The organism is Pseudomonas sp. FYR_7, assembly GCF_043106155.1.
Lineage (GTDB): Bacteria > Pseudomonadota > Gammaproteobacteria > Pseudomonadales > Pseudomonadaceae > Aquipseudomonas > Aquipseudomonas parafulva_B.
The window spans coordinates 1-13297 of sequence record NZ_JBICMI010000010.1 but is presented as its reverse complement, the minus strand read 5'-3'; the positions used below and the strand labels follow the sequence as shown (position 1 = coordinate 13297).

Annotated in this window: 12 protein-coding genes, 1 tRNA gene and 1 pseudogene; 5 read left to right on the top strand and 9 right to left on the bottom strand. The window is 62.9% G+C overall.

Annotation, left to right across the window (positions count from 1 at the left end):
- Nucleotides 1-5: 5 nt before the first annotated feature.
- From ACF8R3_RS00865 to ACF8R3_RS00855, 3 genes are read left to right on the top strand one after another with little or no spacing between them, the layout of a single operon-like run.
- Nucleotides 6-629, top strand: coding sequence for a DNA-3-methyladenine glycosylase (locus ACF8R3_RS00865; RefSeq protein ID WP_058638605.1), 624 nt, complete (start codon nucleotides 6-8; stop codon nucleotides 627-629).
- 36 nt (nucleotides 630-665) lie between these two features.
- Nucleotides 666-1721 carry a bifunctional DNA-binding transcriptional regulator/O6-methylguanine-DNA methyltransferase Ada gene (gene ada / locus ACF8R3_RS00860; protein WP_145256772.1) on the top strand — a complete coding sequence of 352 codons (1056 nt, stop codon included), beginning with the start codon at nucleotides 666-668 and terminating at the stop codon, nucleotides 1719-1721.
- Nucleotides 1722-1777: 56 nt separating this feature from the next.
- On the top strand, nucleotides 1778-4195 hold the full coding sequence (locus tag ACF8R3_RS00855; protein ID WP_196186351.1) for a DUF3772 domain-containing protein: 2418 nt from the start codon (nucleotides 1778-1780) through the stop codon (nucleotides 4193-4195).
- Nucleotides 4196-4261: 66 nt separating this feature from the next.
- On the opposite strand, the pseudogene ACF8R3_RS00850 reads toward ACF8R3_RS00855, so the two are convergent.
- Nucleotides 4262-4651 (bottom strand): annotated as a pseudogene (locus ACF8R3_RS00850) (transcriptional regulator); the annotation flags it as partial.
- Between ACF8R3_RS00850 and ACF8R3_RS00845 the strand changes: the two are divergent.
- The gene (locus ACF8R3_RS00845; RefSeq protein WP_392514629.1) at nucleotides 4634-5188 is read left to right on the top strand and encodes an MFS transporter; all 555 of its coding nucleotides are present in this window, start codon (nucleotides 4634-4636) and stop codon (nucleotides 5186-5188) included. The pseudogene ACF8R3_RS00850 and the gene ACF8R3_RS00845 overlap by 18 nt on opposite strands.
- A complete protein-coding gene (locus ACF8R3_RS00840) occupies nucleotides 5176-5817 on the top strand; it encodes an MFS transporter (RefSeq protein ID WP_392514627.1) in 642 nt (213 codons plus the stop codon). The genes ACF8R3_RS00845 and ACF8R3_RS00840 overlap by 13 nt, the downstream gene beginning before the upstream one ends.
- A 122-nt stretch (nucleotides 5818-5939) precedes the next feature.
- Here the strand turns inward: ACF8R3_RS00840 and ychF are convergent, their stop codons facing one another.
- From ychF to ACF8R3_RS00800, 8 genes are all read right to left on the bottom strand, one after another.
- Complete coding sequence (ychF, locus tag ACF8R3_RS00835; RefSeq protein WP_392514625.1) at nucleotides 5940-7040, bottom strand: redox-regulated ATPase YchF; 1101 nt, start codon at nucleotides 7038-7040, stop codon at nucleotides 5940-5942.
- Nucleotides 7041-7064: 24 nt separating this feature from the next.
- Entirely contained in the window at nucleotides 7065-7649 is a 585-nt protein-coding gene (gene pth / locus ACF8R3_RS00830; RefSeq protein ID WP_016501511.1) for an aminoacyl-tRNA hydrolase, read from the bottom strand.
- A gap of 79 nt (nucleotides 7650-7728) precedes the next feature.
- Nucleotides 7729-8328, bottom strand: a complete 600-nt coding sequence (locus tag ACF8R3_RS00825) for a 50S ribosomal protein L25/general stress protein Ctc (protein WP_023533244.1) — start codon at nucleotides 8326-8328, stop codon at nucleotides 7729-7731.
- A 120-nt stretch (nucleotides 8329-8448) separates the two neighbouring features.
- Nucleotides 8449-9390, bottom strand: a complete 942-nt coding sequence (locus ACF8R3_RS00820; RefSeq protein ID WP_003247410.1) for a ribose-phosphate pyrophosphokinase — start codon at nucleotides 9388-9390, stop codon at nucleotides 8449-8451.
- Nucleotides 9391-9438: 48 nt separating this feature from the next.
- A tRNA-Gln gene (locus ACF8R3_RS00815) sits at nucleotides 9439-9513 on the bottom strand.
- 19 nt (nucleotides 9514-9532) lie between these two features.
- A complete protein-coding gene (gene ispE / locus ACF8R3_RS00810) occupies nucleotides 9533-10393 on the bottom strand; it encodes a 4-(cytidine 5'-diphospho)-2-C-methyl-D-erythritol kinase (protein WP_182140272.1) in 861 nt (286 codons plus the stop codon).
- Nucleotides 10394-10397: 4 nt separating this feature from the next.
- Nucleotides 10398-11015, bottom strand: coding sequence for a lipoprotein insertase outer membrane protein LolB (gene lolB, locus ACF8R3_RS00805; protein ID WP_197844707.1), 618 nt, complete (start codon nucleotides 11013-11015; stop codon nucleotides 10398-10400).
- Nucleotides 11016-11019: 4 nt separating this feature from the next.
- The gene (locus tag ACF8R3_RS00800; RefSeq protein WP_392514623.1) at nucleotides 11020-12738 is read right to left on the bottom strand and encodes a tetratricopeptide repeat protein; all 1719 of its coding nucleotides are present in this window, start codon (nucleotides 12736-12738) and stop codon (nucleotides 11020-11022) included.
- Between the last annotated feature and the right edge of the window lie 559 nt (nucleotides 12739-13297).

Here is a 13297-nt window from a genome sequence, read left to right as displayed (position 1 = left end):
CTTCAATGTTGATCGACGCCGAACCTCTCGCCTACCGGCAAGCGGCCGAATACCTGGGTGGCCTGGATGCGGATTGGGCGCGGCACATTGCCGCCGTCGGCCCCTGCCGCCACCGTACTACCCCAGGGCGTGAACCCTTCGAAGCACTGGTGAGGTCGGTCGCTTACCAACAACTGCACGCCCGTGCAGGCGACGCCATCCTCGGGCGACTGCTGGCGCTATTTGGGCAAGAGGCTTTCCCCACCCCCACGCAACTGCTGACAGCGGACCCCGCCGCCTTGCGCAGCTGCGGCTTCTCGGCCAGCAAACTGGCCACGCTGCTGGACATTGCCCAAGGCCGCCTGGACGGTGTGGTGCCAACCCGCGAGCAGGCCCTGGACATGCCCGACGACGAATTGATCGAGCGTCTGGTGACGCTGCGCGGGGTAGGGCGATGGACAGTGGAGATGCTGTTGATCTACAGCCTGGAGCGTCTGGATGTGTTGCCGGTCGATGACTTTGGCGTACGGGAGGGCTATCGGCGGCTCAAGGGCTTGGAAAAAGCACCGACGCCTGCACAGATGCGCGCGCTGGGCGCCGCCTGGCGACCTTATCGCACCGTCGCCGCCTGGTACTTGTGGCGGGCCTGAGCGCTTGCCGAACTGCACTTAGTCTAGAAGATGAACATGACAACCTACACCACTCCCGAGCAGCGCTGGCAGGCCGTTGCGGCACGTGTTGCCGAGGCGGCGGACCATTTCGTCTATGCCGTGCGCACCACCGGCATCTACTGCTATCCAGGCTGCAAGGCCAGGCTCCCCCTGCGCAGCAACCTGGAGTTCTTCGAGTCCCCGGCATTGGCCGAGGCAGCAGGCTACCGCGCCTGCAAGCGCTGCATGGGCCGGCCTGCCATTTCGGCGCGTACGCGGCGCCTGGTCAGCGATGCCTGTCGCCTGATCGAGGCGTGCGAGCTACCGCCCAGCCTGGAGCAGTTGGGCGAGCGCCTGGCCGTCAGCCCGTTCCACCTGCATCGGCTGTTCAAGGCGCAAACCGGCCTTACACCCAAAGCCTACGCCGAGGCCTTCCGCGCCCAGCGCCTGAGGAGCAGCCTGGGGCATGGGCAGGGCTCGGTCACCGATGCCATTTTCGAGGCGGGCTACAACTCCAGCAGCCGCTTCTATGCCGGGGCTGAGCAGCGGCTGGGCATGCCACCCCGGCAGTTTCGCGCAGGTGGTGCCGGGGTGACCATTCGCTTCGCCGTGGGCCAGTGCTCACTAGGTGCCATCCTGGTTGCCCAGAGCGAAAAGGGCATCTGCGCGATTTTGCTCGGCGATGATCCTGAGGCGCTGGTGCACGCCCTGGAAGACCAGTTCTGCAACGCCGAGCTGATCGGTGCCGATGGCGCGTACGAACAGGTCGTGGCGCAGGTCATCGGGTTCGTCGAGGCGCCGGCGCTCGGCCTGGACCTGCCGCTGGATGTGCAGGGCACCGTCTTTCAGGAGCGCGTGTGGCAAGCGCTGCGTGAAGTACCCCCTGGCTGCCGGGTCAGCTACAGCGACATCGCCGAGCGCATAGGCGCCCCCAAGGCGGTGCGGGCAGTGGCCAAGGCCTGCGCGGCTAACCGTATTGCCGTGGCCATTCCATGCCACCGGGTGGTGCGCCGGGACGGCGACATCAGCGGCTACCGCTGGGGGATCGAGCGCAAACGGCAATTGCTGGCGCGCGAAACAGCCCTCTCCTGATGGCCCGAAGCGGCGTAGAATCGCTCGCCAGATCGAATTGGAAAGAGGAATGTTCGATGAGGCGTGTCAGCCTTTCCCGCTTTAGTCACAGCGTGATGCTGTTGCTGGCGCTGATTGTGACAGTGTCCAACCCAGCCTGGTCGGCACCTGCCCCTGCGACGACGGCGCAGGCTGCCGCTGACGCACCGGCACTGGACGAAACCGCGAGCGTCGACCAGCTTAGCGACCGACTGGACCAGATTCGCCAGGGCGTCACCAGTGATGCCAACGACGACCTGCTGGCGCAACTGCGCATGGCGGCCGTGCAGGTCCAGCGCCAGGCCGATGCTTTGAGCACCCAGCGTGCAGCCGATGCGCAGAAGGTGGACGATCAGTTGAAGGTCATCGGCCCCGCTCAGCCGGACGAGCCTGCGACCCTGACCCAGCAGCGCAAGGCGCTGGAGGCCGAGAAGAAAACCCTGGCGACCCAGCAGGATCAGGCCACCAAGCTGACCCAGTCGGCGCGGGACCTGTCCACGCAGATCGTCAACCTGCGCCGCAGCCTGTTCAACTCGCAGATATCCAGCCGGGCAGCGTCGCCGTTGAGCCCTGCGTTCTGGCAGAGCATGATCCGCCCGACCCAGGACGATGTGGCACGGCTGCATGACCTGCGCGGCGAGATCACCGACGCGCTCGACAGTGCCCTGAGCGCTGAACACCGCTGGCTGTTCTTCACCAGCCTGATCGCTTCGATCCTGGTATGGACCTTGGTGCGGGGTTTGCTGGAGCGGCTGCTGGCAAGGTCCATGGTGCGCTGGTTACCGGAGGGACGCTTGCGTCGCAGTGCCTTGGCCGTGGGCGTAAGCCTGGCAACCCTGGGCACCATTGCCGGCTCGGTATCGCTGCTGCGCTGGGGCGTTGAAAGCAGTGCGCAACTGGGTTCGGACCTGGCCAGCCTGACCGACCATATTCTTGCCCTGGTGGTGTTCAGCGCCTTCATTACCGGCCTTGGCCGGGCACTGTTGATGTTGCAGCGTCCCTCCTGGCGTTTGCCGGCGATTGCCGACGAAGTGGCCGAGGCCCTGGGCTGGTTCCCCAAGGTGCTGGCGCTGGCCTTGATGGTGATGATGACCCTGGAGCGGGTCAACAGTGTGATCGGCGTCAGCCTGGCCCTGACCGTGGCGGTCAATGGCCTTACTGCACTGGTGGTGGCGTTGATTTTCGCCGGCGCCCTGATGACCTACCGCCGTGCTCGGCGTCGGCATGGCATTGACCGGGCGACGGGCCTGGCCGGCTTGATCCCGTTCGTGATGGTGGTGTGGCTAGCCGCGATCCTGCTATCGCTGATCACCGGGTACCTCACCCTGGCCTATTTCCTCACAGCCAAGCTGCTATGGGTAAGCCTGGTCGTCACGTGCGCCTACTTGCTCACAACGTTCCTGAGTGATCTGTGCGAAATGCTGCTCTCGCCTCGCCAACCGGGTGGCCTGGCGCTGGCCTCGACGCTGGGCCTGGCACCACGGCACCAGGCGCAGGCGAGCACGGTGCTCGCCGGCATTGGTCGCACCGTCGTGGTGATCCTGGCCCTGCTGCTGACCTTGATGCCGTCGGGCACCAGCCCCAGCGAACTGTTGCTGAGCCTGGGTGACTGGGATGGCACGGGCGGCAAGCTACTTGGCAACCTGAACATCGTGCCCCAGGACATCGTGCTGGCGCTTGGCATACTGGTAGGCGGGATGCTGGCCATTCGTGTGGTCAAGCGCTGGTTGAGTGAGCGCCTGCTGCCGGAAACCGACATGGACGCCGGCATGCGCGCCTCGCTGGTCACCCTGGTGGGTTACCTGGGCTTCCTGTTCCTGGCCATGCTGGTGATGTCGACCCTGCACATCAACCTCACTAGCTTGACCTGGGTGGTGAGTGCCTTGTCGGTCGGTATCGGCTTCGGCCTGCAGCAGATCGTGCAGAACTTCATCTCCGGCCTGATCCTGCTTACCGAACGCCCGGTCAAGGTGGGTGACTGGGTGAGCCTGGCGGGTGTCGAGGGGGATATCCGTCGCATCAACGTGCGCGCCACCGAGATCCAGATGTCGGACCGCTCCACCGTGATCGTCCCTAACTCGCAGTTCATCTCCCAGAACGTGCGCAACGTGACCATGGGCAATGCCCTTGGCGTGGTCGGTATTACCCTGACCTTGCCCCTGGACACCGACGCCAACCGGGTCCGTGAGCTGCTGCTGACCGCCTTCCAGGAGCACGAGGCCATCCTCGATGCACCGGCGCCGTCGGTGTCGTTCAAGGACCTGACCAATGCCGGTATGGTGATTGGCGTCAGTGGTTATGTGGCAGGGCCGCGGTTGGTGGGCGGTGCCCGCAGTGACCTGCTGTTCACCATACTGGGGCGCCTGCGCGACGAAGGTATCGCCCTCTCTGCGCCGCAGAGCATGGTGCTGTTGCAGGACGGGCAACGCCCGGCCGAAGCTGAAAACGACGCGTGAATCATGGGCTGCCTGGCAGCCATTTTGGCGTGCGTATACCACCAGCCGAAGGTGCCGGTCTTCATCGACGGTCAGCGAGGTATGCTCGAACGGCTGGGCCTGCCCATCGATGACCAGTTGGCGTACGCCGCTGCAGGATGCATGCACGTCGTGGGTGCGCCAGCCGGCCTTGAAGGCCGGCGAGACATGCTCCAGTTCGTCCACCAATGCGTGGATATCGGCTTCCTGCGTGGCCCGGGCGAAGTCGCGACGAAAGCTTGCCAGCATAATCGGGGCCTGGCTGTCCCAGTCGTGCAAGCGCCCATGCATCGTCGGGTCGGTGAACAGCAGCCAGAGCAGGTTGCGGCGCTCAGGCGGGTGCGCGGCGAAGCCGAAGAGTGCGTCGGCTAGCCCATTGAACCCCAGTACATCCCAGCGCAGGTTGAGGACGAAGGCCGCGTGCGGCAGGTCGTGCATCAAACGCCTCACCAGCGGCGTCTGGCGCCCAGTGCTGCTTTTCTGATCGGTGCACGGGCTGTACAGGGGCTGGCCACCGCGCTGCTGTTCCCTCAAGTCTATGCTTCGATTCGGGTCAACTTCGACGCCCAGGACAGCCGCCGCGCCTTCGGCTTGCTAGGGATGACGCTGGGGCTGGCTGCCCTCGCAGGCCAGGTGCTGGGCGGCTGGATGGTACATGCTGACCTGTTCGGATCAGGCTGGCGCAGCATCTTTTTGATCAATGTACCCATTGGGTTGCTGGCTATCGTGGCGGCGCGCTACATCCCCGAGACCCGCGCGCCCCAGCGCCCGGACCTGGACTGGGCAGGCGTGGCGCTGGTCAGCGTAGGCCTGGCATTGCTACTCGTGCCGCTGATCGAAGGACCGGGGCAGGGGTGGCCTGCCTGTAGTTTCTTCGCGCTCGGCCTGGCATTGGGCTTGCTCGCGCTGTTCAAGCGCCAGCAGCAACGGCGACGAGCGACCGGCAGGTTGCCCTTGGGGACATGCAACTGTTGACGCAGCGCCGCTTTGCACTGGGTACGCTGCTGGTACTGGTGGTCTATTCCACATCCAGTTCCTTCTTTCTGTGCTTCGCCCTGCTGATGCAGAGCGGGCTGGGTCTGGATCCCTTCATGGCGGGCAGTATCTTCGCACCCTGCAGTGTGGGTTTCGTACTGGCATCGCTTGCTGCCCCGCGACTGGTTGCGGGCTGGGGAATACGAGCGATCGTGGTAGGGGCCTTGCTGTACGCGCTGTCGATCGGGTTGCTGATTGCCCAGGTCCAGGCGGCAGGCGCACAGTTGGTGCCAGTTTGGCTGATCCCGGTACTGATCGTGGTAGGTGCGGGGCAGGGGTTGGTGATGACCCCTTTGCTCAACCTGGTACTGGCCCTGGTCGACGAAGCGAAGGCGGGCATGGCCTCGGGCGTGATCGCGACCGTGCAGCAGGTCGGTGCGGCGCTGGGGGTGGCCGTGGTGGGGATTTTCTTCGCGGCAGCGCTGCCAGGGGAAGGCTTGGTCGTTCAAGCCGGCCAGTATGTGCATGCGTTTGTGGCCGGCATGCTCTACAACCTGGGTGCCGCGGTGATGGTGATCGTCTTGCTGGTGATGCTGGCAGGCGAGCAGCGGTCTGGGGGAGGTGAGTAAGCCGCACGCACTGGCGCCGTGCTCCCGCTTTCTGCGGGCTTGAATAAAAACAGGAGCGTTCGGCAGACCCTCAATCGGGCTGCTGAACGCTCCTGCTTGTTTACGCTGCGGTTAAGCGTCGATCAAACGTTGAAGCGGAAGTGCATCACGTCGCCATCTTTGACGATGTAATCCTTGCCTTCCAAGCGCCACTTGCCGGCTTCCTTGGCGCCGCTCTCACCCTTGTACTGGATGAAATCGTCATAGGCCACGACTTCGGCACGGATGAAGCCTTTCTCGAAGTCGGTGTGGATCACCCCGGCCGCTTGCGGGGCCGTGGCGCCTACGCGCACGGTCCATGCACGTACTTCCTGCACGCCGGCGGTGAAGTAGGTCTGCAGGCTCAGCAACTCGTAACCGGCACGGATCACACGATTCAGGCCAGGTTCTTCCAGGCCCAGGGCCTCGAGGAACATGTCCTTTTCTTCACCGTCGTCCAGCTCGGCGATTTCCGCTTCGATCTTGTTGCACACCGGTACGACCACCGCGCCTTCTTCCTCGGCGATGGCGTTCACCACGTCCAGGTGCGGGTTGTTCTCGAAACCGTCCTCGGCAACGTTGGCGATGTACATCACCGGCTTGCTGGTCAGCAGGTGGAAGCTACGGATCAGGGCCTTTTCATCGGAGCTCATGTTCTTCATCAGGCTGCGCGCTGGCTTGCCTTCGGTGAAATGCGGGATCAGCTGTTCCAGAATGGCCTTCTGCGCCAGGGCGTCCTTGTCGCCACCCTTGGCGTTGCGGGCCACTTTCTGCAACTGCTTTTCGCAGCTGTCGAGGTCGGCAAAGATCAGTTCGAGGTCGATGATCTCGATGTCGCGCTTGGGATCGACGCTGTTGGAAACGTGAATCACGTTCTCGTCTTCGAAGCAGCGCACCACGTGGGCGATGGCGTCGGTCTCGCGGATGTTGGCGAGGAACTTGTTGCCCAGGCCTTCGCCTTTCGAAGCACCGGCCACCAGGCCTGCAATGTCGACGAATTCCATGGTGGTGGGCAGGATGCGGTTGGGCTTGACGATTTCAGCCAGCGCATTGAGGCGCGCATCGGGCATGGGCACGATACCGCTGTTCGGCTCGATGGTGCAGAAAGGGAAGTTCTCTGCCGCGATGCCAGACTTGGTCAGGGCGTTGAACAGGGTGGACTTGCCGACGTTGGGCAGGCCGACGATGCCGCAATTGAAACCCATGGGTATTCCCCTCTCTAAAGGAAATCAGGCCTTCTGGCTGTGCAGCTCGCGCATCGCCTTGGCGAAGTCGCCAGCGAGCACGTCCGGCAGCACACCGAGGGCAAAGTCGATGCTGGCGTCGAGCTTCTCCTGCTCGGCGCGCGGTGCGCGGCCCAGGACGAAGTTGGAGACCAGCTTGGCGTCGCCTGGATGGCCAATACCGAGCCGCAGGCGATGGAAGTCGTTCTGGTTGCCGAGCTGCGCGATGATGTCGCGCAGGCCGTTGTGCCCGCCATGGCCGCCGCCGCGCTTGAGCTTGGCAACGCCGGGAGGCAGGTCGAGTTCGTCGTGCGCCACCAGGATGGCCTCCGGTTTAATCCGGAAGAAATTGGCCAACGCCGCCACGGACTGGCCGCTACGGTTCATGTAGGTGGTGGGGATCAGCAGGCGAACATCGTTGCCCTGATGGCTGAATTTAGCCGTCAGGCCGAAATATTTCTTATCAGCGGTCAGCGAGATGCGCTGGGCGCTGGCAATGCGTTCAACGAAAAGAGCCCCTGCGTTATGCCGGGTCTGTTCGTATTCGGGGCCGGGGTTACCCAGGCCGACGATCAACTGGATGGCGGTCACGTCAGGGGCTCTTCCTTGGAGTTGGTGGGTTACAGGGCGCGCGGCACTGTAACCCGATCAACGCCGGCGTGCGAGTGGATTACTCGGCAGCGCCTTCTTCCTCAGCTTCAGCGGACACGCGTGGTGCGTGAACGTTGGCAACTGCTTTGTCATCACCGTGGGCCAGAGCGACGAACTCTACGCCTTTCGGAGCTTTCAGGTCCGACAGGTGGATGATGGTGCCGATTTCAGCATTGGCCAGGTCGACCTCGATGAACTCAGGCAGGTCTTTGGCTTCGCAGGAAACTTCCAGCTCCGACTCAACGTGCGAAACTTCGCCGCCTTTCTTGACCGGGCCTTCTTCGTTGATGAAGTGAACCGGTACCTTGGCGGTCAGTTTCTGGCCTGCAACGACGCGGATGAAGTCGGCGTGCATGATGAACTGCTTGGCCGGGTGGCGCTGCATGGCCTTGATGATGACGTTCTGCTTGACGCCGTCAACGTTCAGTTCGATGACGTGGCTGAAGGCCGCTTCGTTTTCGAACAGCTTGGTGATTTCCTTGGCCACGATGGTCAGGGATTGAGCTTCTTTATCACCACCGTAGACTACGGCTGGGATGCTGGCGGAGTGACGCAGGCGGCGGCTCGCACCTTTCCCCAGGTCAGTACGCGCTTGGGCGTTCAGAGTGAAATCAGTCATTTTGTTTCTCCAAAATAGCCCCCCGAGGGCGTTTGCGACCAGCGCCAACGGGGATGGCAAAAAAGCCCCGCCCCAGCAGATGTGCTGGGGCGGGGCGCTTTTCGTCAGCGAGCGTTCCGCTTAGCGGAACATCGCGCTGATCGATTCTTCGTTGCTGATGCGGCGAACCGCTTCGGCGACAACCGGTGCGATATCCAGCTGGCGGATACGGTCACAGGCTTGAGCAGCGGCGGACAGCGGAACGGTGTTGGTCACCACCAGCTCGTCCAGGACCGACTTCTCGATGTTCTCGATCGCGCGGCCCGACAGGACAGGGTGCGTGCAATAGGCGTAAACCTTGGCAGCGCCGTGCTCTTTCAGGGCTTTGGCCGCATGGCACAGGGTGCCGGCGGTGTCGACCATGTCGTCTACCAGGATGCAGGTGCGCCCTTCGACGTCGCCGATGATGTGCATCACTTCGGAGTGATTGGCCTTTTCACGGCGTTTGTCGATGATACCCAGGTCGACACCCAGGGACTTGGCGACAGCACGTGCGCGCACGACACCACCGATGTCCGGGGAGACAATCATCAGGTTCTCGAAACGCTGGTCTTCGATATCGTCGACCAGTACGGGCGAACCGTAGATGTTGTCGACCGGGATATCGAAGAAACCCTGGATCTGGTCAGCGTGCAGGTCGACGGTGAGTACACGGTCGATACCCACGACAGTGAGCATGTCAGCGACGACTTTGGCGCTGATGGCTACACGTGCCGAACGCGGACGGCGGTCCTGGCGGGCGTATCCGAAGTAAGGAATCACGGCGGTGATTCGGGAAGCTGAGGAGCGGCGGAAGGCGTCGGCCATCACTACCAGTTCCATCAGGTTATCGTTGGTCGGTGCACAGGTCGGCTGAATAATGAAGACGTCTTTACCGCGGACATTTTCATTGATCTCAGTGCTGATCTCGCCGTCGGAGAATTTACCGACAGAGACGTCACCGAGAGGGATATGCAGCTGACGTACGACACGCCGAGCCAGATCGGGGTTAGCGTTCCCCGTAAAGACCATCATCTTGGACACGCGCAGTACCTGAAGGCTGAGGGTATACCTGGATGAGTATAAGGAAAATGGCAGGGGCGGCTGGATTCGAACCAACGCATGGCAGGATCAAAACCTGCTGCCTTACCGCTTGGCGACGCCCCTGTATCTGTTGCTGCGAGCGCTAGGCACTCGACTTCTTGACCAGACTTTGCAGCTTGCGATGCAACATCGAAATATTGCTTCCTTTCGCCACAAACCCTGTTTGGGTCGCTGAAAGAAGGGCCAGAACTTTATCAGCTTCGGCTTTGCTTGGGAAGGCCCCAAACACACAACTTCCAGTTCCGGTTAGTCGAGCCTCTGTGAATTTTCCCAGTGCGTTCAGCGCGTTGCGAACTTCCGGGTAATTCTGCTCTACCACCGGTTGGCAGTCATTTCGACTGTTTCCCTTGGGAACGGGGCGCATCTTAAGGGGGAGAGAATCACGTGTCAACTGCGGATGTGAAAAAATTTCTGCTGTGCTTACAGACACTTGCGGAACCAGCACCACATACCAGGGTTGTTCCGGATCGACCGGCGTGAGCTGTTCGCCCACACCCTGGGCAAAGGCGGCATGACCGCGCACGAATACCGGTACATCGGCACCCAGGCCGAGGCCCAGGGCAGCCAGGCGATCTTCGTTCCAATCCAATTGCCACAGGTGCGCAAGGCCAAGCAGGGTAGTGGCGGCATCCGAGCTGCCGCCGCCGATGCCACCGCCCATCGGCAGCACCTTGTCAAGCCAGATGTCCGCGCCTAGGGGCGTACCCGATTGGACCTGCAGCTGGCGAGCGGCACGCACGATCAGGTTGCTGTCATGGGGCACGGTATCGAGGTCGCTGTGCAGGCGGATCATGCCGTCCTCACGCACAGCGAAGCTCAGCTCGTCGCCGTGGTCGAGAAACTGGAAGACCGTTTCAAGCTCGTGGTAGCCATCGGCACGGCGGCCAATGATGTGCAGCCACAGGTTCAGCTTGGCCGGCGCGGGCAGGGTAAGCGCTTGCATCGACTCAGTGCCCCAGCTGGCGGGGCTGCCAGTCCTTGACCACCAGGGTCACGTCCAGGTCCTTGCCGTGCAGCTTGAGGCGTTCGGGCAGCCAGTAACCTTTATGCTCGGCATAGCTCAGGTACTCGACCTGCCAGCCGTCCTGTTCAAGGCTGGCCAGGCGGCTGTCGCCGTCGAGGGTCAGCTTGCTCTTGGTGTCCGGCGCTGGCAGGCCGCGCACCCACCAGACCAGGTGGGAAACAGGCAGCTTCCAGCCCAGTTGCTCTTCCAGCAGCGCTTCGGGGCTGGTGGCTTCGTAGCGGCCCTGGTTGGCCACTTCCAGCACCACGGCGTCAGGCCGGCCGGTCAGGCGTGCGGCCCCACGGCCCAGCGGCCCGGCCAGGCGAATGTCGAAGTAGTCCTGGCGCTGCAGCCAGAACAGGGTGCCACTGCCCGAGTCGCGTGGGGCACGGATGCCCACCTTGCCGTTGATCTGCCAGCCGTCGAGGCTGCTCAACTGCTGTTTGTGGGCACGCCACTGCTGTGGGTCGCCGTGGCCCTGCAAGGCTTCGCGGCTGCCAATGCCGGCACAGCCGGCCAGGAGGACGATGAGGGTGAAGGTTACGAAATGGCGCAATAGCATGGTCTTAAAGGGTCTCGGATCCGGTCAGGCGTAGGAGGGTCTCGCGCAGCACTGGGCTGTCGGCCTGGGCTTCGAAGCCCTTGGCCCACACTTGGCGGGCTTCGCGCCGCTTGCCGTTGGCCCACAGCACCTCGCCCAGGTGGGCGGCGACTTCATGGTCGGGGAAGCTGGCGAAGGCCTGGCGCAGGTAACCCTCTGCTTTGTCGAGGTTGCCCAGGCGATAGTTCACCCAGCCCAGGCTGTCGAGCACTGCGGGATCGTCCGGGGTCAGCTGATGCGCCTTGTCGATCAGGGCCTGGGCTTCGGCGTAACGATTGGTGCGGTCGGCCAGGGTATAGCCAAGGGCATTCAAGGCCATGGCGTTTTCCGGCTCGCGGGCAATGATGGCGCGCAGGTCCTTTTCCATCTGGGGCAGGTCATCGCGCTTTTCGGCGAGCATGGCACGGGTGTAGAGCAGGTTGAGGTCGTCCGGGTAGCGCTGGATGGCTTGTTGCAGCACCTGGTTGGCCTGGGCGTCCTTGTTATTGTTGCTGTAGCTTTCCGATTCGATCAGGAACAGCTGGATCGCGTAGTCGGGCTGGGCTTCGCGGGCTTCGGCCAGCAGGCGAGAGGCTTCGGTGCCGCGGCCGTTGGCGATCAAGATGTCGGCCTGGCGCAGTTGCGCGGCCAGGTAGTCGGGCCCTGGCCCTACCAGGGCGTACTGGCGCAGGGCACCTGCCGGGTCGTGGCGTTCTTCGTGGATGCGGCCAAGGTTCAGGTGCGCGGCATCGGTGTTGCTGTCGCGTTCGACCAACTCCTGCAGGTAGCCTTCGGCTTCATCCCACTCCTTGTTTTCAAGGCACACCAGCGCCAGGGAATAGCGCAGCTCGTCGTCCTCGGGATACTGCTGGACCAGGCTGACGAATTCGCCTTTGGCGTCGGCGATGCGGTCCTGTTCTACCAGGGTCCGGGCATAGGTCAGGCGCAGGCGCTTGTCGTCGGGGTTTTCGCGAATCGCCTTGCGCAGCAGGGGGAGGGCTTCTGGACCACGGTCCAGGGCTTGCAGCAAGCGAGCGCGCAGCAGGATCGGTGCAATTTCGCCGTTTTGTGGCGCGTGCGATTCGAGCAGTTCGAGCGCCTCTTCGGCCTTGCCGTCCTGGTTCAGCAGCAGGGCCTTGCCGAAGATCAACTGACCGTTGTCAGGGTACTTGACCAACAGGCGTTCGAAGCTCTGCAGCAGACCATCACGTGTGCTCTGGTCGGTTTCGGCAGCCGACAGGGCCAGAAAATCGAAATGGGTATCGCCCTGGCCTTGCAGGACCTTTTCCATATAGGCCATGGCATCGTCATAGCGGCCTGCGCGGGCCAGCTGGATGGCGGCGGCGCGTTGCGCATCGAGGTTCTGCGGGTCGTTGCGGGCCCAGATCAGGGCGTTGTCCTGCGCAGGTTCATCGGCGCCCAGGTATTCGGCGATACGGTAGGCGCGTTCGGAGACGCCAGGATCCTGGGTTCGCGCGGCCTCATCGGTGTAGTTGGCCAGGGCGATGTCGAAGCGATTGCGTTGCCCGGCAAGCTCGGCCACCAACAGGTTATAGAGCGTATCCTGCTTGAACGAGCCGTACACCATGGGCTTCTCGGCTTCGGGTTTACCGACGTCAGCAGCAGGCTCGGCCTTGTGCGCGGGCAGGCTCTGGCAGCCCTGGAGCAGGGCGAAGGCAAGCAGCAATGCGTAGGGTTTGTTCATAGAGGGCTTATAAGGAGACTCACCGGCGGTTGGAGCATGATGACACAAGCGCGGTGGCAAACCCACCGGGCCAAGGTATGAAGCGGATCCTTCGTTTATGAAGACCGCGACATTAGGATGTGGTTCGGCTTGCAGCGCGGGAGGTGGCCTGGTCGGTGGGCCAGGGGCTTGTGCGTAGCTATCGCGCAAGTACTTGCTGCTGCCAAGCCCGTAGCATACCTGCATCCATCCCATGCCCGTGCTTTTGGTTCTAAGCGCGCGGTAGCTCAGGCGCCGCAGATCGCGACTTCAGGAGGCCGAGCGCAGGGCTTGCGCAGGGAGGTGACAGGCATGGATGCCTGTCAAGCGCTGGGCCCCAGGATGGGGCCTGCAGCGCGGTCCTCCCGGGAGCAAGCCCGGAGCGAGGGAACCCCGGAGCGTAGCGTAGGGGCCGGATGATAGGAGCAGGCGGTTTTTGCTTACTTTTTGACAAGACAAAAAGTGAGCCGCCGTAAGGGCGGAAAGGTGACTGTGCGCCACCCGCGCCAATGAATACCAACTTGCTGTATGTGCCAACGCT